We start from the raw sequence: 20,594 nt of genomic DNA on the forward strand, positions 1-20,594 counted from the left end.
AGTGCTCACCGCCGTGCCGCCGGCGGTCCTCCGGCCTGCGGAGGTGACCGGCTCGACGGGCGGCGGACGACGGAGCGGAGGGCGATACTGGGTGCGGCGTGTCCGAAATGGGAAGATCCTGGGGATCGGTGTAGAACGGGGGATGTGGCGGCCATGACTACTGGGACCATCCAGCTCCGAGGCACGTCCGCCGCCCGTCCATGGGGCCACACGTGGTGACCGCGCGGACGGCGCGCCCGCGCCGGGCGTCGCCCGCCGGGGTGAGCGAGGGCGACCACGCCGAAGCCGCCGCACAGTCGCGGGCCGTCCTCGACAAGGCCGCCCGGGAGAACTTCCCGGTGGCCCCCTTCTTCCTCCCCCGCGCCTGGCGTGACGACCTGATGGCCATCTACGGCTACGCCCGCCTGGTGGACGACATCGGCGACGGCGACCTGCCGCCCGGCCGGGACGACGCCCGCTGGCTCGGGCTGCCGCCCGACGCGGCCGATGACCGCCTCGCCATGCTGGACGCCTTCGAAGCCGATCTGCGCAAGATCTTCACCGGTGGCACCCCCGGCCACCCGCTGCTGCGCGCGGTGGCCCCGGTAGTGGCCCGGCACCGCCTCACCCCGGAGCCGTTCCTCGGCCTGATCGCGGCCAACCGCCAGGACCAGCTGGTCCGCCGCTACGCCACCTACCAGGACCTCCTCGACTACTGCGAGAACTCGGCCAACACCGTCGGCCGCCTCGTGCTGGCCATCACCGGCACCAGCAGCCCCGAGCGCGTCCGCCGCTCCGACGCGATCTGCACCGCGCTGCAGATCGTCGAGCACCTCCAGGACGTCGCCGAGGACCTCGCCCGGGACCGCGTCTACCTGCCGGGTGAGGACATGGCCCGGTTCGGTGTCACCGAGGCCGACCTCGCCGCCCCCACCGGGGGCGCGCGGGTGCGTGCCTTGGTGAAATTCGAAGCGGAACGCGCCCGCGATCTGTTGAATGAAGGCACCCCGCTGGTGGGTAGCGTCCCGGGCAGGCTCCGGCTGCTCCTCGCCGGATTCGTGGGCGGGGGCCGTGCCGCTCTCGCCGCGGTGGCCGCCGCCCGGTACGACGTCCTCGCGGGGTCGCCCAAGGCCACCAAGCTCGGACTGCTGCGCGAGGTGGGATCCACATTGCGAAGAGAGGGGTGAGCCGGACCGTGGACGGTTCCGCACACTTGTCCGCGCCGGTGCTCGCTGCGTACCGGTACTGCGAGACCGTGACGGGGCAGCAGGCCCGCAACTTCGCGTACGGCATCCGGCTTCTGCCCACCGGCAAACGGCAGGCGATGTCGGCCCTGTACGCCTTCTCCCGGCGCGTCGACGACATCGGCGACGGCGACCTCGACCCGGCCGCCAAGCGCGACCGGCTGACCCGCACCCGCGACGTGCTCGCCCGGGTCCGGGCCGGCGAGGTCGGCGATGACGACACCGACCCGGTGGCCCTCGCGCTCGCCGACGCCGCCCGCCGCTTCCCGCTGCCGCTGGACGGACTCGACGAACTCATCGACGGCGTGCTGATGGACGTACGCGGTGAGACCTACGAGACCTGGGACGACCTGAAGGACTACTGCCGCTGCGTGGCCGGCGCCATCGGCCGCCTCTCGCTCGGTGTCTTCGGCACCGTCCCCGGCGCCGTGGGCACCGAACGGGCCGCCGAGTACGCCGACACCCTCGGCCTCGCCCTCCAGCTCACCAACATCCTGCGGGACGTACGCGAGGACGCCGGCAACGGACGCACCTACCTGCCCGCCGAGGACCTGGCCAAGTTCGGCTGCTCGGCCGGGTTCGGCTCACCGGTGCCGCCGGCCGGATCCGACTTCACCGGGCTGGTGCACTTCGAGGTCAAGCGGGCCCGCGCGCTCTTCGCCGAGGGCTACCGGCTGCTGCCGATGCTCGACCGCCGCAGCGGTGCCTGCGTCGCCGCCATGGCCGGGATCTACCGCCGGCTGCTGGAACGGATCGCCGCCGACCCCGAGGCGGTGCTGCGCGGCCGGGTCTCGCTGCCCGGCCACGAGAAGGCGTACGTGGCCCTGCGCGGCCTGACCGGTCTGGACACCCGGCGACAGGCCGCCAGGGGGCGCGCCTGATGCTCCCCGCACCACTGCACCGCCTCGCCGTCCCGCGCCAGGCAACCTGGACGCGGGCGTTCGCGTCCCTGACCTCGCCGGCCCCCGTCCGAGGGGCCGCGCACGCGGAACGGGGGAGGACATGACCGAGCATCCGGCACCGGCGGGGACCGGCCACCCGGCACGGGGGAGCGCCGTGGTCGTCGGCGGCGGCCTGGCCGGCACCACCGCGGCCCTCACCCTGGCCGACGCCGGTCTCGCCGTCACCCTGGTCGAAGGCCGCCCGCGCCTGGGCGGCCTCGCCTTCTCGTTCCAACGCGACACCGCCGTCGGCCAGTTGACCGTCGACAACGGCCAGCACGTCTTCCTGCGCTGCTGCACCGCCTACCAGTGGTTCCTGGACCGGATCGCCGCTGCCCATCTGGTCACCGTGCAGGACCGGATGGACGTGCCGGTGCTGGACGCGCGGCGGATGCGGCTGGGCCGGCTGCGCCGCGCCAACCTGCCGGTGCCGTTCCACCTGGCCGCCTCGCTCGCCACCTATCCCCACCTGAACCTCGCCGAACGGGCCACCGTGGGCCGCGCCGCGCTCGCATTGCGCGGGCTCGACCCGGCCGACCCCGCGCTGGACGCCACCGACTTCGCCGGCTGGCTACGGGCCCGCGGCCAGTCCGCGCGCACCGTCGAGGCGCTGTGGGACCTGGTGGGCGTGGCCACCCTCAACGCCCCCGCCGACCAGGTCTCGCTGGGCCTGGCCGCCAAGGTCTTCAAGACCGGGCTGCTCTCCGACCCCGGCGCCGCCGACATCGGCTGGGCCACCGCGCCGCTCGGCGACCTCCACCACGACCGGGCCCGCGCCGCGCTGGACGCCGTCGGGGTCCGCACCGTGCTGCGCGGCCGGGCCGGCGCCGTCACCCGTACCCCGGACGGCGACTGGCAGGTGGAGGTCTCCCGCGGCCCCGGCCGCGGCGAGGTGCTCACCGCGGGCACCGTGGTGCTCGCCGTGCCGCAGCGCGAGACCCGGGCGCTGCTGCCCGAGGGGGCGCTGGCCGACCCCGACGCCCTGCTGCGCATCGGCACCGCGCCGATCCTCAACGTTCATGTGGTCTACGACCGCCCGGTCCTGCGCAAACCGTTCTTCGCCGCGGTGGGCACCCCGGTGCAGTGGGTCTTCGACCGCACCGTGACCTCCGGGCTGGCCCGGTCGTCCGCCGGGCGGGGCGGCCAGTACCTGGCGCTGTCGCAGTCCGCCGCCGGGGCCGAGATCGACCTGCCCGTCGCCGAGCTGCGTACCCGTTACCTGCCCGAGCTGGCCCGGCTGCTGCCCGCGGCCCGCGGCGCGACGGTGCGGGAGTTCTTCGTGACCCGGGAGCGCACCGCCACCTTCGCCCCCACCCCCGGGGTGGGGCGGCTGCGGCCCGGCGCGCGCACCCGGGAGCCCGGGCTCTACCTGGCCGGCGCGTGGACCGCCACCGGGTGGCCCGCCACGATGGAAGGCGCCGTGCGCAGCGGCCTGCAAGCCGCCCGGGAAGCCCTGGCGGCGCTGGGCCGGCCCGCTCCCCACCCGGTAACGGAGGCCGCATGAGCAACACTCAGGAAAGCAGAGGAGAACACGTGACCCCGGCTCACGAGCAGGCCGTCCTGCCCGCGCCACACACATCCGACGTCCCGGCGCTGCTGGAACGCGGGCGGACGCTGGCCACCCCCGTGCTGCGCGAGGTGGTGGACCGGCTCGCCCCGCCGATGAACACCGTTGCCGCCTACCACTTCGGCTGGATCGACGCCATGGGCCGCCCCACCGAGGGGGACAGCGGCAAGGCGGTGCGTCCGGCGCTCGCGCTGCTGTCCGCCGAGGCCGCCGGCGGGCCGTGCGAGGCCGGCATCCCCGGCGCGGTCGCCGTGGAGCTGGTGCACAACTTCTCGCTGCTGCACGACGACCTGATGGACGGTGACGAGCAGCGCCGCCACCGCGACACGGTGTGGAAGGTGCACGGCCCGGCCCAGGCGATCCTGGTCGGCGACGCGCTCTTCGCGCTCGCCACCGAGGTGCTGCTGGAGGTGGGCACCGCCGACGCCGGACGGGCCACCCGACGGCTCACCACGGCCACCCGTAAACTGATCGACGGTCAGGCCCAGGACATCTCCTTCGAGCACCGGGAACGGGTCACCGTCGCCGAGTGCCTGGAGATGGAGGGCAACAAGACCGGCGCCCTGCTGGCCTGCGCCTCCTCCATCGGCGCGGTGCTCGGCGGGGCGGACGACGCCACCGCGGACGCGCTGGAGGCCTACGGCTACCACCTGGGCCTCGCCTTCCAGGCCGTCGACGACCTGCTGGGCATCTGGGGCGAGCCCGCGGTCACCGGCAAGCAGACCTGGAGCGACCTGCGGCAGCGCAAGAAGTCGCTGCCGGTGGTGGCCGCCCTGGCCGCCAAGGGCCCCGCGGCCGAGCGGCTGGGCGAACTGCTCGCCGCCGACGCCAAGAACCCGGAGATCGACGACTTCAGCGAGGAAGAATTCGCCACCCGCGCCGCGTTGATCGAAGAAGCGGGCGGCCGGGCCTGGACCACCGAGGAGGCCCGCCGTCAGCACGCCACTGCGCTGGACGCGTTGAACGGGGTCGTGATGCCCGAGGAGATCAAGCAGTGCCTCTTCGCGCTCGCCGACTTCGTGGTGGTACGCGAGAGATGACAACAACGCACGACCGGAACTGAATCTGCCTGATCGCAGTCGCCGGCCACGCGTCACCCCGACGCCGGCCGACGGAAGCCCCACCAGCGCAGCGCCACACTGCAAGAAGGGGAAGCCATGACAGCGACGACCGACGGAAGCGCGGGAGCGGTACCCCCGCGCGTGCCATCGGCCAGTGAACCCGACCCGACGACCCCCGTGAGCCACACCCTGGTGGCCGGGGAGAAAGCCCGAGCGGTCCCGCTCGAAGAGGTGGCGGCCCGCACCGCGGAGCGTGCCACCGCGAGTCTTCTGGCCTCCCAGCACCCCGACGGATGGTGGAAGGGAGACCTGGAGACCAACGTCACGATGGACGCCGAAGACCTGATGTTGCGTCAGTTCCTCGGTATCCAGGACGAGAAGACCCTCACCGCCGCTGCCCGCTGGATCCGTTCCCAGCAGCGCGAGGACGGCACCTGGGCCACCTTCTACGGCGGCCCCGGCGAGATCTCCACCACCGTGGAGGCGTACGTGGCCCTCCGGCTGGCCGGGGACGAGCCCGACGCGCCCCACATGGCCGCCGCCTCGGCCTGGGTACGCAAGGAAGGCGGCATCGCGGCCTCCCGGGTCTTCACCCGGATCTGGCTCGCCCTGTTCGGCTGGTGGCGCTGGGAGGACCTGCCCGAGCTGCCGCCCGAGGTGATCTACCTGCCCAAGTGGGCCCCGCTGAACATCTACTCGTTCGGCCAGTGGGCCCGGCAGACCATCGTGCCGCTGACCGTGGTCGGCGCCCACCGGCCGGTGCGCCCGGCCCCGTTCACCCTGGACGAGCTGCACACGGACCCGGCGGTCCCCAACCCGCCGCGGCCCGCCGCGCCGCTGACCACCTGGGACGGTGTCTTCCAGCGGCTGGACAAGGCGCTGCACGCCTACCGCAAGGTCAACCTGCGCCCGCTGCGCCGCTCCGCGCTCAACACCTGCGCCCGCTGGATCATCGAGCGGCAGGAGAACGACGGCTGCTGGGGCGGCATCCAGCCACCCGCGGTCTACTCGGTGATCGCCCTCCACCTGCTCGGCTACGACCTCGACCACCCGGTGATGCGGGCCGGCCTGAAGTCGCTGGACCGTTTCGCCGTCTGGTACGAGGACGGCAGCCGGATGATCGAGGCCTGCCAGTCCCCGGTGTGGGACACCTGCCTGGCCACCATCGCCCTCGCCGACGCCGGGCTCCCCGCCGACCACCCCGCGCTGGTCAAGGCGGCCGACTGGATGCTCGACGAGCAGGTCGTACGGCGCGGCGACTGGTCGGTGCGCCGCCCCGAACTGCCCGCCGGAGGCTGGGCGTTCGAGTTCGAGAACGACAACTACCCGGACACCGACGACACCGCCGAGGTGGTGCTCGCCCTCAAGCGCGTCGACCACCCCGACCGGGCCCGGATGCGCACCGCCATCGACCGCGCGGTGCGCTGGAACCTGGGCATGCAGTCCAAGAACGGCGCCTGGGGCGCCTTCGACGTGGACAACACCAGCCCGTTCCCCAACCGGCTGCCGTTCTGCGACTTCGGCGAGGTCATCGACCCGCCGTCGGCCGACGTCACGGCGCACGTGGTGGAGATGCTGGCGGCCGTCGGCATGGCCGACGACCCGCGGACCCTGCGCGGCATCGAGTGGCTGCTGACCGAGCAGGAGACCAACGGCTCCTGGTTCGGTCGCTGGGGCACCAACTACGTCTACGGAACCGGCTCGGTGGTGCCCGCCCTCGTCACCGCGGGGCTGCCCGTATCCCACCCGGCCATCCGGCGCGCCGTCGCCTGGCTGGAGAGCGTGCAGAACGCGGACGGCGGCTGGGGCGAGGACCAGCGCTCCTACCCGGACACCGGTTGGGCCGGCCGCGGCGCCTCCACCGCCTCGCAGACCGCCTGGGCGCTGATGGCGCTGCTGGCGGCCGGCGAACGCGACGGACGCGCGGTGGAGCGGGGGATCCGCTGGCTCGCCGAGACCCAGAAGGAGGACGGCTCCTGGGACGAGCCGTACTTCACCGGGACCGGCTTCCCGTGGGACTTCTCCATCAACTACCACCTGTACCGGATGGTGTTCCCGGTCACGGCGCTCGGCCGCTACCTCAACGGCGAGGCACTGGCGCGTTCCGGCGGCGAGTTGGAGCAGGCCGCCTGATGTCCGGTTCACGGGCCGACCCGGCCCACACCGGGCGGCGTGCTGCCCTGACGCCACCCGCCGCACCGCGCACCGGCCCCCTGCTGCTGGTGTGCGCGCTCCGCATCGAGCAGGCCGCGCTGCGCCGGGGCGACCGCTCCGGCGCGGCCGGGCCGGTCGCCGTCCTGCGCGCCGGCATGGGTCCGCGGGCCGCCCGCCGTTCGGTGGACGCCACCTTGCGCGACGACGCCGCGCTGCGCACCGCCGCGGTGCTGGCCACCGGCTTCTGCGCGGGGCTGGCACCCGGCGTGCGCCCGGGGGACGTGGTGGTCGACGACCGGTCCACGCGGGCGACGGCGCTCGCCGCCGCGCTGGCCCGGCTCGGCGTCACCGTCCACACCGGGCGGATCGCCGGCTCCGACCACGTGGTCAAGGGCGCCGAACGCCACGCGCTGGCGGCCGGCGGGGCGCTCGCGGTCGACATGGAGTCGCACGCGGTGCGTCAGGCCGCCCGCGCGGCCGGCCCGCGTCCGGTGGCCGTCGCCAGGGTGGTCGTCGACACCCCCGAACACGAACTGTTGCGTATCACCACGCTCCGCACCGGAATCACCGCGTTCAAGGTGCTGAGCAGCTCTTTTCCTGCCTTTCTCGATTGGCACCGCTCTACCGCGCTCCCTGGGAGGTGAGCCAGATGGCCATGCCGCTTCGACAGACCGTCCGGGTCGGAACCTATCTCTTTGAACAGAAAATGCTCCGCAGGCGTGAGAAGTTCCCGCTCATCGTGGAACTTGAGCCGTTGTTTGCCTGCAATCTCAAGTGCGAGGGATGCGGCAAGATCCAGCATCCCGCCGGGGTGCTCAAGCAGCGCATGCCGGTGGCCCAGGCGGTCGGGGCGGTGCTGGAGTCCGGCGCCCCGATGGTCTCCATCGCCGGCGGCGAGCCGCTGATGCACCCGCAGATCGACGAGATCGTGCGCCAGCTGGTGGCCCGCAAGAAGTACGTCTTCCTGTGCACCAACGCCATGTTGCTCCGTAAGAAGCTGGACAAGTTCACCCCGTCCCCCTACTTCGCCTTCACCGTGCACATCGACGGACTGCGGGAGCGCCACGACGAGTCGGTGGCCAAGGAAGGGGTCTTCGACGAGGCGGTCGCCGCGATCAAGGAGGCCAAGCGGCGCGGCTTCCGGGTGACCACCAACTCCACCTTCTTCAACACCGACACCCCGCAGACGATCGTGGAGGTCCTCGACTACCTCAACGACGACCTGAAGGTGGACGAGATGATGATCTCGCCCGCCTACGCCTACGAGAAGGCCCCGGACCAGGACCACTTCCTCGGCGTCGAGCAGACCCGCGAGCTGTTCCGCAAGGCGTTCTCCGGCGGCAACCGCCGGCGCTGGCGGCTCAACCACAGCCCGCTCTTCCTGGACTTCCTCGAAGGCAAGGTCGACTTCCCGTGCACCGCCTGGGCGATCCCCAACTACTCGCTCTTCGGCTGGCAGCGCCCCTGCTACCTGATGAGCGACGGATACGTGCCCACCTACAAGCAGCTTGTCGAGGAGACCGACTGGGACAAGTACGGCCGCGGCCGTGACGCCCGGTGCGACAACTGCATGGCCCACTGCGGCTACGAACCCACCGCTGTCTTCGCCACCATGGGCTCGCTGAAGGAGTCGCTGCGCGCGACCCGCGAGACGGTGGCCGCCAACCGGAGCTGACCCATGACCCAGACCGTTTCGCTCGGGATGCCGTCCGTGCCGCTGAAGCTGGCCGATCGTCGCAGGAGCCGTCAGATCCAGGTCGGGTCGGTGGCGGTGGGCGGGGACGCTCCGGTGTCGGTGCAGTCGATGACGACGACGGTGACGGCGGACATCGGTGCGACGTTGCAGCAGATCGCGGAGTTGACGGCGGCGGGGTGCCAGATCGTGCGGGTGGCGTGTCCGTCGCAGGACGACGCGGACGCGTTGCCGGTGATCGCGCGTAAGTCGCAGATTCCGGTGATCGCGGACATTCATTTCCAGCCGAAGTACGTGTTCGCGGCGATCGATGCCGGGTGTGCGGCGGTGCGGGTGAATCCGGGGAACATCCGGCAGTTCGACGACAAGGTCAAGGAGATCGCGGCGGCGGCGTCGGCGGCGGGGGTGCCGATCCGGATCGGGGTGAACGCCGGGTCGCTGGACAAGCGGCTGCTGGAGAAGTACGGGCGGGCGACGCCGGAGGCGTTGGTGGAGTCGGCGTTGTGGGAGTGCTCGCTGTTCGAGGAGCACGGGTTCCGGGACATCAAGATCTCGGTGAAGCACAACGATCCGGTGGTGATGGTCAACGCCTACCGGCTGCTGGCGCAGAAGTGCGACTACCCGTTGCATCTGGGTGTGACGGAGGCGGGGCCGGCGTTCCAGGGGACGGTCAAGTCCGCGGTGGCGTTCGGTGCGCTGCTGGCGGAGGGGATCGGGGACACCATCCGGGTGTCGCTGTCGGCGCCTCCGGCGGAGGAGGTCAAGGTGGGGATCGCGATCCTGGAGTCCCTCGGCCTGCGGCAGCGGCGTCTGGAGATTGTGTCGTGTCCGTCGTGCGGGCGTGCGCAGGTGGATGTGTACAAGCTGGCGGACGAGGTGACGGCGGGGCTGGACGGTCTTGAGGTGCCGTTGCGGGTGGCGGTGATGGGGTGTGTGGTCAACGGTCCGGGGGAGGCGCGGGAGGCGGACCTTGGGGTGGCCTCGGGCAACGGCAAGGGGCAGATCTTCGTCAAGGGTGAGGTGATCAAGACCGTGCCGGAGTCGAAGATCGTGGAGACCCTGATCGAGGAGGCGATGAAGATAGCCGAGCAGATGGAGGCAACCGGTGCCGCCCAGGGCGAACCCACCGTGATCGTGGCCTGACTGCCGAACAGCCCGCGACAGCGGGTCAGCCCGGGAGACACAGGGAAAGGAGCCCCATCGTGTCGTTGTTGGAGAGCATCCGAGGTCCGCGCGACCTCAAGGCGCTTGCCGCCGACCGGCTGGACGAACTCGCCGGTGAGATCCGGCAGTTCCTGATCAAGGCAGTGGCCCGCACCGGCGGCCACCTCGGGCCCAACCTCGGCGTGGTGGAGCTGACCATCGCCCTGCACCGGGTCTTCGACTCGCCCGCCGACCGCATCCTGTGGGACACCGGGCACCAGTCGTACGTGCACAAACTGCTCACCGGGCGGCAGGACTTCTCCAAGCTGCGCGGCAAGGGCGGCCTGTCCGGCTATCCGTCACGTGCCGAGTCCGAGCACGACGTCATCGAGAACAGCCACGCCTCCACCGTCCTCGGCTGGGCCGACGGCCTGGCCAAGGCCAACCAGTTGCGGCGGCGCAGCGACCACGTGGTGGCGGTGATCGGCGACGGCGCCCTCACCGGCGGCATGGCCTGGGAGGCGCTCAACAACATCGCCGCCGCCAAGGACCGTCCGCTGATCATCGTGGTCAACGACAACGCCCGGTCCTACGCGCCCACCATCGGCGGCCTCGCCAACCACCTGGCCGCGCTGCGCACCACCAACGAGTACGAGTGGCTGCTCTCCCTCGGCAAGGACCTGCTGCAACGCACCCCGGTGGTGGGCAAGCCGCTCTACGAGTCGCTGCACGGCGCCAAAAAGGGGTTCAAGGACGCCTTCGCCCCGCAGGGCATGTTCGAGGACCTGGGGCTGAAGTACCTCGGCCCCATCGACGGCCATGACATCGATGCCGTGGAGTCCGCGCTGCGCCGGGCGAAACGCTTCAACGGCCCCGTCCTGGTGCACTGCCTGACGGTCAAGGGCCGCGGGTACGCCGCCGCCGAGCAGGACGAGGCCGACCGCTTCCACTCGGTGTCCGCCATGGACCCGCTCACCTGCGCCCCGCTCACCCCGTCCGCGGGGCGCTCGTGGACCTCGGTCTTCGGCGACGCCATGGCCGAGCTGGGCGAGGAACGCGACGACGTGGTCGCCATCACCGCCGCCATGCTGCAACCGGTGGGGCTGGCCAAGTTCGCCGAGCGCTTCCCGGAGCGCGTCTACGACGTGGGCATCGCCGAGCAGCACGCGGCGGTCTCCGCGGCGGGCCTGGCCACCGGCGGCCTGCACCCGGTGGTCGCCGTCTACGCCACCTTCCTCAACCGCGCCTTCGACCAGGTGCTGATGGACGTGGCGCTGCACCGGTGCGGGGTCACTTTCGTACTGGACCGGGCCGGGGTCACCGGGCCGGACGGCGCCTCCCACAACGGCATGTGGGACATGTCGATCCTCCAGGTCGTCCCCGGCCTGCGGATCGCCGCGCCGCGCGACGCCGAGCAGTTGTGCAGCCAGCTGCGCGAGGCGGTGGACGTGACCGACGCGCCCACCGTGATCCGCTTCCCCAAGGCGTCGGTCGGCGAGCCGCTGCCCGCCCTGGACCGGATCGGCGGGCTCGACGTGCTCCACCGCGGGCAAGGCCAGGACGTGCTGCTGGTGTCGGTGGGCACCATGGCCGACACCTGCCTGTCGGCCGCGGCGCTGCTGCGCGAACGCGGCATCGGCGTCACCGTGGTCGACCCGCGCTGGGTCAAACCGGTGGACCCGGCGCTGGCACCGCTCGCCGCCGAGCACCGCCTGGTGGCCGTGGTGGAGGACAACGGGCGCGCCGGCGGTGTCGGCGCCGCCGTGGCCCAGGCGCTGCGCGACGCCGACACCGACGTCCCGGTACGGGACTTCGGCATCCCCGACCAGTTCCTCCCGCACGCCAAACGCAGCGAGGTCCTGGCCGATCTGGGGCTCACCCCGGCGGAGATCGCCGGACGGATAGGGGCGACACTGTCCCGTATCGACGCCCGGTGCGCCGTGGGGCGGGGCGTGACGCAGAAGGAGGAAGCCGATGGCCGACGTTGAGGCCGCCCGGGACAAGGGGTTCGAGCTGGGCCGGCTGCTGGCCGAGCGGGGCGCGGAACGGTACGAGCTGCACAGCAGACACCTCAACCACCAGCTGCCGCGCATGCTGCACACCATCGGCTTCGACAAGGTCTACGAGCGGGCCGAGGGCGCCTACTTCTGGGACGCCGACGGCAACGACTACCTCGACATGCTGGCCGGCTTCGGGGTGATGGGCCTGGGCCGCCACCACCCGGTGGTCCGCAAGGCGCTGCACGACGTGCTCGACGCCGGGCTGGCCGACCTGACCCGGTTCGACTGCCCGCCGCTGCCGGGGCTGCTCGCCGAGAAGCTGCTGTCCTACGCGCCCCACCTGGACCGGGTGTTCTTCGGCAACAGCGGCACCGAGGCGGTGGAGACGGCGCTGAAGTTCGCCCGCTTCGCCACCGGCCGGCCCAGGGTGCTGTACTGCGTCCACGCCTTCCACGGGCTGACCACCGGCTCGCTCTCGGTCAACGGCGAGAACGGCTTCCGGGACGGCTTCGCCCCGCTGCTGCCGGACACCGCGATCGAGCTGGGCGATCTGGCCGCGCTGGAGCGGGAGTTGAAGCGCGGTGACGTGGCGGCGCTGATCGTGGAGCCGATCCAGGGCAAGGGGGTGCACCCGACCCCGCCGGGGTTCCTGCGCGCCGCCCAGGAACTGCTGCACAAGCACAAGGCGCTGCTCATCGCCGACGAGGTGCAGACCGGCGTCGGCCGCACCGGTGACTTCTTCGCCTACCAGCACGAGACCGGCGTCGAACCCGACCTGGTGTGCGTGGCCAAGGCGCTCTCCGGCGGCTACGTACCGGTCGGCGCCACCCTCGGCAAGGACTGGATCTTCAAGAAGGTCTACTCCTCGATGGACCGGGTGCTGGTGCACTCGGCGAGCTTCGGCGCCAACGCCCAGGCGATGGCGGCGGGGCTGGCCACCCTCGCGGTGATGGACGACGAGAAGGTGGTGAAGAACGCCCGCCGCACCGGCGACCTGCTGCGCGGCCGGCTCGCCGCCCTGGTGGACCGCTACGAGCTGCTGCACGACGTGCGCGGCCGGGGCCTGATGATCGGCATCGAGTTCGGCCGCCCCCGGTCGCTGAAGCTGCGCAGCGGCTGGACGATGCTCCAGGCGGCCCGCAAGGGGCTCTTCGCGCAGATGGTGGTGGTGCCGCTGTTCCAGCGGCACCGCATCCTCACCCAGGTCTCCGGCGACCACCTGGAGGTCATCAAGCTCATCCCGCCGCTGACCATCGGCGAGAAGGAGGTCGACCGGTTCGTGGCCGCCTTCACCGACGTCATGGACGACGCCCACAAGGGCAGCGGACTGATGTGGGACTTCGGCCGCACCCTGATCAAGCAGGCGGTCGCCAACCGCTGAACCGGCCGTCCGGCAGGGGCGTCAGGACAGCCCGCGGCGGGCCAGCAACGGCTCGATCCGCGGGCTGCGTCCGGTCAGCCGCCGGAAGCACTCCATCACATCCGCGCTGCCCCCCTTGGCCAGCAGCTCCCGCCGGAAGAGCGCCCCGGTCTCCCGCAGCGGACCCGGGCGGCCGGTGAACCACTCGACGGTGTCGGCGTCCAGCACCTCGCTCCAGATGTACGCGTAGTACCCGGCGCTGTAGTCGCCGCCGAAGACATGGGCGAAGTAGGTGCTGCGGTAGCGCGGCGGGATCAGCGGCAGCGCGACCCCGGCCGCCTCCAGCGCCGCCGCCTCGAACGCCTCCGGGTCCCCGGGGTCGTCCCCCGCGCCGAGGGTGTGCCAGGCCCAGTCGAGCGCGGCGGCGGCCAGGTACTCCACGGTGGCGAACCCCTCGCCGAAGCGGCGCGACTCCTCCAGCGCGGCCACCAGGTGCCCGGGCAGCGGCTCACCGGTGAGGTGGTGGCGGGCGTACCGGGAGAGCACCTCGGGGCGCAGCATCCACACCTCGTTGACCTGCGAGGGGTATTCGACCACGTCGCGCGGGACCCGGGTGCCGGAGAAGTACGGGTAGCGCACGTCGGAGAAGAGGCCGTGCAGCGCGTGGCCGAACTCGTGGAACAGGGTGCGCACCTCGTCCAGGGTGAGCAGCGTCGGCTCGCCGTGCGGCGGGCGGGCGATGTTGAGGTTGTTGACCACCACCGGCCGCTGGTCCAACAGCCCCGACTGCGGGACGAGTTGGTCCATCCAGGCGCCACCGCGCTTGCCGGGGCGGGCGTAGAAGTCGGCGAGGAAGAGGCCGAGCGGGGCGCCGTTGGCCTCCGTCACCTCGAAGACCCGCACGTCGGGGTGGTAGCCGGGCAGGTCGTGGCGTTCGGTCAGCCGCACCCCGTACAGCTGCTCGGCGGCGAGGAACACCCCGTCGGCCAGGACGCGTTCCAACTCCAGGTAGGGACGCAGGGCGGCGGCGTCCACGGTGTAGCGGGCGCCGCGTACCCGCTCGGTCCAGTAGGACCAGTCCCACGGCTCCAGGGGGCGGCCGGCCGCCTCGGTGAGCGTCGCCTCCTCCCGCCGGGCGTTGGCCACCGCCGGCGGGATCAGCCGGGCCAGCAGCGAGCCGACCGCCTCGATGGTGCCCGCGGTCATCTCCGCCACCACGTAGGCGGCGTGGCTGGGGTACCCGAGCAGCGCGGCGCGCTGGGCGCGCAGCCGGGCGATACGCGGCACGATCTGCCGGTTGGACTCCCGGCCGCGGCTGACGGAGGCGGTGAAGAGGCGTTCGCGGGCGGCCGGGTCGTCGAGCTGGGCGAGTTCGCTCTGGTTGGTGAAGAGCTTCAGCCGGATCGCGTAGCGCCCAGGGTGCCCCAGCGACTCGGCGCTGAGCGCGGCGGCGGCCACCGCGTCCGGGGCGAGCCCGCGCAGTTCGTCGGCGGTGTCGAAGAGGACGGTGGCCGCGGCCGTGTCGGCGAGCAGGTTGCGTTCGAAGGTGGCCGACAGCACGGCCAGTTCCTCGTTGAGCCCCCGCAGCCGCCGCTGGCCGGCGTCGTCCAGCCGGGCCCCGGCCCGTACGAAGTCGGTGTGCACCCGCTCCAGCAGCCGCAACGAGGCGTCGTCCAGGCCGAGTTGGTGACGCTCGCGGTGGAGCGCATCCAGCCGGGCGAAGAGCCGGCGGTCGAGCAGGACGGCGTCACGGTGGGCGGCGAGCCGCGGCCGGTACTCGGCGTCCAGCCGCTGGATCTCCTCGGTGCTGCCGGTGGCCGCGTGGTTGCCGAAGACCGCCTCCACCCGGCGCAGCAGGGCCCCGCTGCGCTCCAGGGCGACCACGGTGTTCTCGAAGCTCGGCGGGGCCGGGTCCGCGGCGATCGCCGCCACCTCCGCGAGCTGCTCGGCCATCCCCCGGTCGAACGCGGGGGCGTAGTGGGCGGCGGTCAGCTCGGCGAAGGGCGGCAGTTCGTAGGGGAGCCGGCTGCGGGTGAGAAGCGGGTTCGTCATCCGACCGACCCTATGGTCGGGCGTCCTCCAGGAACAGGTCCCGCAGCCGCTCGCGGCGCTCCTCGGTCAGTCCCAGCCCCTCGGTGAGGTAGCGCTCGGTGGAGCCCCAGCGCTCGTCGATGGTGTCGAAGGCGGCGGCCAGGTATTCCGCCCGGGCCTCGAAGAGCGGGCCGAGCAACTCCATCACCTCCGGCTGGGCCAGCGGGTGGTCCGGGTTGGCGCGCCGGATCCGGTAGCGCCGGTGGGCCTCGTTGCTCAGCAGGTAGTCGGCCTCGATGACGTCCCGTTCCACCCCCAGGGCGAGGAGGATCACCGCGATCGAGGTGCCGGCCCGGTCCTTGCCGGCCGCGCAGTGCAGCAGCACCGGCACCGCCTCGTCGGCCAGCAACGCCAGCAGCCGGCCGTGCTCGGCGGTGCGGGTGAGGATCAGCGACCGGTAGGAGCGGGTCATCCGGGCCGCCGCCCGGCCCTCCCCGAGCGCCGCGCGCAGCGCCGACAGGTCGCCGTCGCGCACCACGCGCCAGAAGTCGGCGCCCTCGGCCGGGTCGTTGAGCGGCATGTTGACGTTGCGCACCCCGGGCAGCTCGACGTCCGGGCCCTCCAGCGCGATGTCGGCGGAGTTGCGGAAGTCGACGACGGTGTGCAGCCCGAGGGAGGCGAGGAAGGCCGCGTCGGACTCGGTGGCGTGGGCCAGGTGGCCGCTGCGGTACAGCCGCCCGTACCGCACCCGGCGGCCGTCCGCGGTGGCCGCCCCGCCCACGTCGCGGAAGTTGCGGACCCCGGTCAGCTCGGGCTCGGGCTGGGGCGGCACGGTCTGCGGCGTCTGCTGGGTCACCGGCACTCCTTCGACGACGGCCGACGGTACTGGTCACCGCCGAACTGGCCACAGCCGACCATACGACAGTGCGACCGAGGACGTACCCGGCGGTACGCGGCTCGTCCCGGCCCGTCCGCAAACCCCGAGTGGGATGAATCACGCCTCGTCAACCCCTGGTTACGGTGGCGTAGGTCACGCCGGCGGGAGGAGGATGTGGCGAGTGGCTGATGTGAACATTCCTGACCCCTCCCGTGCGTCGGGTGCGCCGGGCATCGGGTCCTACGCGGCGATCGGCGACAGCTTCACCGAAGGGGTGGGCGACCCCGGTCCCGACGGCGTCTTCGTCGGCTGGGCCGACCGCCTCGCCGCCCGCCTCGCCCAGCAGCGCCCGGACGGTGACTTCCGCTACGCCAACCTCGCGGTACGCGGCCGGCTGCTCGACCGGATCGTCGCCGAGCAGGTGCCCGACGCCATCCGGCTCGCCCCGGACCTGGTGACCTTCTGCGGTGGCGGCAACGACATCCTGCGCCCCGGCACCGACCCCGACCAGGTGGCCGAGGTCTTCGAGGGCGCGGTCGCCGGGCTGGTCCGGGCGGCCGGCACGGTGGTGATCGCCACCGGGTTCGACACCCGGGGCGTCCCGGTGCTGGGCCGGCTGCGCGGCAAGATCGCCACCTACAACGCCCATCTGCGGGCCATCGCCGACCGGTACGACTGCCCGGTGCTCGACCTGTGGTCGCTGCGTTCGGTGCAGGACCCCCGGGCGTGGAGCGAGGACCGCCTCCACCTGTCGCCGGCCGGCCACGAGCGGGTCGCCCGGCGCGCCGCCCAGGTGCTCGGCCTCGACGTGCCCGATGACCCCGACAAGCCCTGGCCGCCGCGCCCCTACCGCACCCCCGCCGAGGTACGCCGGGAGAACATCCAGTGGGCGCGCACCCATCTCGTCCCGTGGATCGGCCGCCGGCTGCGCGGTGAGTCCAGCGGTGACCATGTGGAGCCCAAGCGGCCGGAGTTGCTGCCGCTGTAACGGCCGCCGGAACACCGGCCCGGTCCCCGGACGCGACGTGCGACCGGGGACCGCGGCTTCTCAGTCCTGGCCGCCGCGCGGTTCGCGGGAGAGCACCGCCCACACCACCCGGCCGTGGCCGTCGGCGCACGGGTGGACGCCCCAGGTCTGGGCGAGCGCGTCGACGAGCAGCAGGCCGCGCCCGCCCTCCTCGTCGAAGGCGGCGTCCTTGGCGTGCGGTTCGGAGGCGCCACGGCCCTGGTCGGCCACCTCGAGGCGCAGCAGATGCGTGGTGACCCGCAGGGCGCAGGCGATCCGCGTGCTGTCGCTGTACCGGACGGCGTTGGTGAACAGCTCCGACAGGATCAGCCCGGCGTCGTCCCCGACCTCGCCCTCCACACCGCGCGCGGCGAGCAGGGTTCGCAGCCTGCGGCGGGCCTCGGCCACGCAGGCGCCCAGCGCCGGCAGGTGGAAGACGTCCATCGGGTTGTGCGCGCGGGGTCCGGTACGCGAACCGGCGGCCGGCTCGCGGCGCGGCTGCGCACCGGTCACTTCCGGGCGCATCGGGTCCGTGCGCGGCCGGGCGGGGAAACCGGCCGGGCGCTCCAGGCGGAGAGCGTCATGGGAGAGGGCCACCGGGCCACTATGCGCGCAGCGCGGAACAGATGGCAAGATGCGTTCTGTAATTTGCAGAACGCTCGGGACAGATCTGTCCGCGCTGACTGACGGCGTGCCAGACTGCCTGCGATACAGGCGAGTTGGCGTTGTGCCGTGGTGAGCAGGAGAAAGGGGCTGGGCGTGGCGGACTCCCGGGCGGGAAGCGCACCCACCGTGCTGCGCGTGGTTCTCGGCAAGCGACTCGCCGAGTTGCGGGAGCGGGCGGGCATCGGCTACGAGGCGGCGGCACGGGCGCTGGACGTCACCCACGCCACCATCCGCCGGATGGAGAAGGCCGAGGTCGGCCTGAAGATCCCGTACGTCGAGAAGCTGCTGCGCACCTACGGGGTCACCGACCCCGAGGAGGTCGAGAGCTTCCTGGCGCTGGCCCGCGAGGCCAACAAGCCCGGCTGGTGGCACCGTTACCGTGACGTGCTGCCCGAGTGGTTCAGCGCCTTCGTCAGCCTGGAGGGCGAGGCGTCGCTCATCCGCGCCTACGAACCGCACTACGTCCCCGGTCTCCTCCAGACCGAGGACTACGCGCGTGCCGTGCTGCGCGCCGGGCTCCCGCACGCCCCGGCCGAGACCATCGAGCGGGGCGTCTCGCTGCGCATGGCCCGGCAGCGGCTGCTCACCCGGGATCCGGCGCCGCCGCTGCTGTGGGTGGTCATGGACGAGACGGTGCTGCGGCGCCCCATCGGGGGACCGGCGGTGATGCGGGCCCAGATCGACCGGCTCGTCGCGGCCTGCGCCATGCCCAACGTCAGGCTCCAGGTGATGCCGTTCGCCGCCGGCCCGCATCCGGCGATGTACGGACCGTTCCACATCTTCCGGTTCGAGATCCGGGAACTGCCGGACGTGGTCTGTTCGGAGAACCTGGTGGGGGCCGTCTACCTCGACGAACGGGACGACGTGTCGGCCTTCCTCGAAGCGCTCGACCGGATGTGCGCGCAAGCCGCGCCGGCACACAGCACCGAGGCCGTCCTCGGTCGCATTCGCAAGGAGATCTAGAACCCATGGATCGCGGTTACCCGGGCCTGCCCGACCGGATTTACAACGGCATGCCCGCCAAGGAACTCGGCACCGAAGGCTGGCGCAAGCCATGGAGCGGCGGCAACGGCGGCAGCTGCGTCGAGGCGATGAAGCTGCGCGACGGCCGGGTGGCGCTGCGGCAGTCCACCGACCCCGACGGGCCCGCGCTGATCTACACCTCGCGGGAGATCGAGACGTTCATCCAGGGCGCGAAGGCCGGCGAAGCCGACTTCCTCCTCACCTGACGCCGGGCCGGCCCGTCCGGCCCCGCGCGCCTTTCGACCGGCAGCACACCGAACGCGGCCGCGCCCCCGCGCACCGCACCAGGACCGAATGGAGGACGGCGTGAGCGAGCAAGGCTTCAGCGCCGACCAGATAGACACCTCACGGCCGCACCCGGCCCGGATGTACGACTACTACCTGGGTGGCTGGGACAACTACGAGGTCGACCGGCAGGCCGCCGAGCAGGTCATCGCGATGGCCCCGGAGGCCCCGGCCAGCGCCCGCGCCAACCGCGCGTTCATGCGGCGCGCCGTGCGCACCGTGGTGCGCGCCGGGGTGCGCCAGATCATCGACGTCGGCACCGGCATCCCCACCTCGCCCAACACCCACGAGGTGGCCCGGGAGATCGACCCCGGGGTACGGGTGGCCTACGTCGACAACGACCCGATCGTGGCCACCCACGCGGGCGCCAAGCTCACCAACACCGGCAACGCCGCCTTCGTCCTCGCCGACACCCGCGAGCCCAAGACGATCCTGGAACACCCGGTGGTCCAGGAGCTGATCGACTTCTCCGAGCCGGTGGCCCTGATGCTGGTGGCCGTGCTCCACTTCGTCAAGGACGAGGAGGACCCGGCCGGCATCCTGGCCGCCCTCACAGAACGGCTGCCCAGCGGCAGCCACCTGGTGCTCACCCACGGCACCGCCGACTTCCACCCGGACGCCGACGGCGACGCCCGGGACGTGTACAAGAACGCCACCGCGCATCTGACGCTCCGCGGCTACGACGCGTTCCTGCCCTTCTTCGACGGCTTCGAACTCCTCGAACCCGGCGTCGTCCAGGTGCCGTTGTGGCGTCCGGACGGCCCGCCGCCGCCCGCCGAGGAGCTCCAGCGCATCGCGTTCTACGGCGGTGTCGGCGTCAAGCCGTGAGGTCCTTGGCGAACCAGTGGTCGGCGTAGCGCTTGGGGTACGGCGCGGGGATGGCGGCGTACCCGGAGCGCGCGTACATCGCCCGCGCCTCGGTGAGGTCGTCGCGGGTGTCCAGACGCAGCGTGGTGGCGCCGAGCACCTCCCGGGCCGCCGTCTCCGCGGCGGCCAGCAGACGGCCGCCCAGCCCGCGACGGCGGGCGCCGGCGGCCACGTAGACACGGGTCAGCTCGGCGGTACCCGGCGAGAGCAGGTGCACCCCGGCGCAGCCGGCCGGCTCGCCCGCCCGCCGCGCCACCAGGAAGACCCCGTGCGGCGCCACCAGATGGTCGCTGGGCTCGTCGGCGAGGGCGCCGTCGATCTCCGCCGCCGTGGCCGGCCGCCCCTCGTGCTGGCGGTAGTAGCGGTCGACGATGTCACGGTAGTAGGCGCGCAGCAGCGCCGCGGAGTCCGGCGCGGCCACCGGTTCGGGCGCGACGACCAGGGCGCCCGCCGGGGATGAGGTGGTCATGCGCGCGATTGTGCCCCGGGGCCGGCCCCGGGCGCGCGCCGATGACCGCCGGGCTCAGTGGCCGTGCCTGGAGCCCAGCTGGAACAGCAGGAACAGGAAGGCCGCGAACAGGTGCGACCCGGCCAGGTAGACGGCGATCCGGAACCACAACGCCCGGTTCTGCCAACGGGTGTTGAGCGCCTTGATCTGCGGCTGGTCCTCCGGGACCGGTACGGGGGATTCGGGCAT

The 20,594-nt window shown here is 72.5% G+C and carries 19 protein-coding genes; 14 read left to right on the forward strand and 5 right to left on the reverse strand.

Going from position 1 to position 20,594, the window contains the following annotated elements; genetic code table 11:
* Positions 1–212: 212 nt before the first annotated feature.
* From hpnC to SCATT_RS23405, 10 genes are all read left to right on the forward strand, one after another.
* Positions 213–1,166: a squalene synthase HpnC gene (gene hpnC, locus SCATT_RS23360; protein ID WP_014145643.1), complete on the forward strand. Its 954-nt coding sequence runs from the start codon at positions 213–215 to the stop codon at positions 1,164–1,166.
* Complete coding sequence (gene hpnD, locus SCATT_RS23365; RefSeq protein ID WP_014145644.1) at positions 1,163–2,104, forward strand: presqualene diphosphate synthase HpnD; 942 nt, start codon at positions 1,163–1,165, stop codon at positions 2,102–2,104. Before hpnC ends, hpnD begins: the two co-directional genes overlap by 4 nt.
* Positions 2,105–2,225: 121 nt before the next feature.
* A complete protein-coding gene (gene hpnE, locus SCATT_RS23370) occupies positions 2,226–3,668 on the forward strand; it encodes a hydroxysqualene dehydroxylase HpnE (protein WP_014145645.1) in 1,443 nt (480 codons plus the stop codon).
* Positions 3,665–4,771, forward strand: a complete 1,107-nt coding sequence (locus SCATT_RS23375; RefSeq protein ID WP_078590815.1) for a polyprenyl synthetase family protein — start codon at positions 3,665–3,667, stop codon at positions 4,769–4,771. The genes hpnE and SCATT_RS23375 overlap by 4 nt, the downstream gene beginning before the upstream one ends.
* 117 nt (positions 4,772–4,888) lie before the next feature.
* On the forward strand, positions 4,889–6,925 hold the full coding sequence (shc, locus tag SCATT_RS23380; RefSeq protein ID WP_014145647.1) for a squalene--hopene cyclase: 2,037 nt from the start codon (positions 4,889–4,891) through the stop codon (positions 6,923–6,925).
* Positions 6,925–7,590 carry a phosphorylase family protein gene (locus tag SCATT_RS23385; protein ID WP_014145648.1) on the forward strand — a complete coding sequence of 222 codons (666 nt, stop codon included), beginning with the start codon at positions 6,925–6,927 and terminating at the stop codon, positions 7,588–7,590. Before shc ends, SCATT_RS23385 begins: the two co-directional genes overlap by 1 nt.
* A gap of 5 nt (positions 7,591–7,595) precedes the next feature.
* On the forward strand, positions 7,596–8,621 hold the full coding sequence (gene hpnH / locus SCATT_RS23390) for an adenosyl-hopene transferase HpnH (protein WP_014628574.1): 1,026 nt from the start codon (positions 7,596–7,598) through the stop codon (positions 8,619–8,621).
* A 3-nt stretch (positions 8,622–8,624) separates the two neighbouring features.
* The gene (gene ispG, locus SCATT_RS23395; RefSeq protein WP_014145650.1) at positions 8,625–9,782 is read left to right on the forward strand and encodes a flavodoxin-dependent (E)-4-hydroxy-3-methylbut-2-enyl-diphosphate synthase; all 1,158 of its coding nucleotides are present in this window, start codon (positions 8,625–8,627) and stop codon (positions 9,780–9,782) included.
* Between the two features lie 59 nt (positions 9,783–9,841).
* Positions 9,842–11,770, forward strand: a complete 1,929-nt coding sequence (dxs, locus tag SCATT_RS23400) for a 1-deoxy-D-xylulose-5-phosphate synthase (protein WP_014145651.1) — start codon at positions 9,842–9,844, stop codon at positions 11,768–11,770.
* Positions 11,757–13,163, forward strand: a complete 1,407-nt coding sequence (locus SCATT_RS23405; RefSeq protein WP_014145652.1) for an aspartate aminotransferase family protein — start codon at positions 11,757–11,759, stop codon at positions 13,161–13,163. Before dxs ends, SCATT_RS23405 begins: the two co-directional genes overlap by 14 nt.
* 21 nt (positions 13,164–13,184) lie before the next feature.
* Here the strand turns inward: SCATT_RS23405 and SCATT_RS23410 are convergent, their stop codons facing one another.
* Both SCATT_RS23410 and SCATT_RS23415 read right to left on the reverse strand, forming a co-directional pair.
* Positions 13,185–15,194 (reverse strand): M3 family metallopeptidase, encoded by a 2,010-nt coding sequence (locus SCATT_RS23410; RefSeq protein WP_014145653.1) that lies wholly within the window; start codon positions 15,192–15,194, stop codon positions 13,185–13,187.
* A 10-nt stretch (positions 15,195–15,204) separates the two neighbouring features.
* A complete protein-coding gene (locus SCATT_RS23415) occupies positions 15,205–16,029 on the reverse strand; it encodes a tyrosine-protein phosphatase (protein ID WP_014145654.1) in 825 nt (274 codons plus the stop codon).
* Positions 16,030–16,222: 193 nt separating this feature from the next.
* Here SCATT_RS23415 and SCATT_RS23420 point away from each other — a divergent pair, with 193 nt between their 5' ends.
* Positions 16,223–17,038, forward strand: a complete 816-nt coding sequence (locus SCATT_RS23420; protein WP_086010103.1) for an SGNH/GDSL hydrolase family protein — start codon at positions 16,223–16,225, stop codon at positions 17,036–17,038.
* Positions 17,039–17,098: 60 nt separating this feature from the next.
* Here the strand turns inward: SCATT_RS23420 and SCATT_RS23425 are convergent, their stop codons facing one another.
* Positions 17,099–17,653 carry an ATP-binding protein gene (locus SCATT_RS23425; protein ID WP_014145656.1) on the reverse strand — a complete coding sequence of 185 codons (555 nt, stop codon included), beginning with the start codon at positions 17,651–17,653 and terminating at the stop codon, positions 17,099–17,101.
* A 162-nt stretch (positions 17,654–17,815) separates the two neighbouring features.
* Here SCATT_RS23425 and SCATT_RS23430 point away from each other — a divergent pair, with 162 nt between their 5' ends.
* The 3 genes from SCATT_RS23430 (at position 17,816) to SCATT_RS23440 (ending at position 19,858) form a co-directional block, all read left to right on the forward strand.
* Positions 17,816–18,685 (forward strand): helix-turn-helix domain-containing protein, encoded by an 870-nt coding sequence (locus SCATT_RS23430; RefSeq protein ID WP_014145657.1) that lies wholly within the window; start codon positions 17,816–17,818, stop codon positions 18,683–18,685.
* Positions 18,686–18,690: 5 nt separating this feature from the next.
* Entirely contained in the window at positions 18,691–18,951 is a 261-nt protein-coding gene (locus SCATT_RS23435) for a DUF397 domain-containing protein (RefSeq protein ID WP_014145658.1), read from the forward strand.
* An 88-nt stretch (positions 18,952–19,039) separates the two neighbouring features.
* Positions 19,040–19,858 (forward strand): SAM-dependent methyltransferase, encoded by an 819-nt coding sequence (locus SCATT_RS23440; protein WP_014145659.1) that lies wholly within the window; start codon positions 19,040–19,042, stop codon positions 19,856–19,858.
* Here SCATT_RS23440 and SCATT_RS23445 read toward each other — a convergent pair.
* On the reverse strand, positions 19,848–20,366 hold the full coding sequence (locus tag SCATT_RS23445; RefSeq protein ID WP_014145660.1) for a GNAT family N-acetyltransferase: 519 nt from the start codon (positions 20,364–20,366) through the stop codon (positions 19,848–19,850). The two genes, SCATT_RS23440 and SCATT_RS23445, sit on opposite strands and share 11 nt — an antisense overlap.
* Positions 20,367–20,420: 54 nt before the next feature.
* Positions 20,421–20,594, reverse strand: coding sequence for a DUF6126 family protein (locus SCATT_RS39045; protein WP_014145661.1), 174 nt, complete (start codon positions 20,592–20,594; stop codon positions 20,421–20,423).

Source organism: Streptantibioticus cattleyicolor NRRL 8057 = DSM 46488 (genome assembly GCF_000240165.1).
Classification (GTDB): domain Bacteria; phylum Actinomycetota; class Actinomycetes; order Streptomycetales; family Streptomycetaceae; genus Streptantibioticus; species Streptantibioticus cattleyicolor.

Excerpts from the sequence above, each read along its gene's own strand:
- hpnE (WP_014145645.1), top strand. The coding sequence starts at position 2,226 with ATGACCGAGCATCCGGCACCGGCGGGGACCGGCCACCCGGCACGGGGG.
- SCATT_RS23375 (WP_078590815.1), top strand. The coding sequence starts at position 3,665 with ATGAGCAACACTCAGGAAAGCAGAGGAGAACACGTGACCCCGGCTCAC.
- shc (WP_014145647.1), top strand. The coding sequence starts at position 4,889 with ATGACAGCGACGACCGACGGAAGCGCGGGAGCGGTACCCCCGCGCGTG.
- SCATT_RS23385 (WP_014145648.1), top strand. The coding sequence starts at position 6,925 with ATGTCCGGTTCACGGGCCGACCCGGCCCACACCGGGCGGCGTGCTGCC.
- hpnH (WP_014628574.1), top strand. The coding sequence starts at position 7,596 with ATGGCCATGCCGCTTCGACAGACCGTCCGGGTCGGAACCTATCTCTTT.
- ispG (WP_014145650.1), top strand. The coding sequence starts at position 8,625 with ATGACCCAGACCGTTTCGCTCGGGATGCCGTCCGTGCCGCTGAAGCTG.
- SCATT_RS23405 (WP_014145652.1), top strand. The coding sequence starts at position 11,757 with ATGGCCGACGTTGAGGCCGCCCGGGACAAGGGGTTCGAGCTGGGCCGG.
- SCATT_RS23410 (WP_014145653.1), bottom strand. The coding sequence starts at position 15,194 with ATGACGAACCCGCTTCTCACCCGCAGCCGGCTCCCCTACGAACTGCCG.
- SCATT_RS23420 (WP_086010103.1), top strand. The coding sequence starts at position 16,223 with ATGTGGCGAGTGGCTGATGTGAACATTCCTGACCCCTCCCGTGCGTCG.
- SCATT_RS23435 (WP_014145658.1), top strand. The coding sequence starts at position 18,691 with ATGGATCGCGGTTACCCGGGCCTGCCCGACCGGATTTACAACGGCATG.
- SCATT_RS23440 (WP_014145659.1), top strand. The coding sequence starts at position 19,040 with ATGGAGGACGGCGTGAGCGAGCAAGGCTTCAGCGCCGACCAGATAGAC.
- SCATT_RS23445 (WP_014145660.1), bottom strand. The coding sequence starts at position 20,366 with ATGACCACCTCATCCCCGGCGGGCGCCCTGGTCGTCGCGCCCGAACCG.
- SCATT_RS39045 (WP_014145661.1), bottom strand. The coding sequence starts at position 20,594 with ATGCCCGAATCCCCCGTACCGGTCCCGGAGGACCAGCCGCAGATCAAG.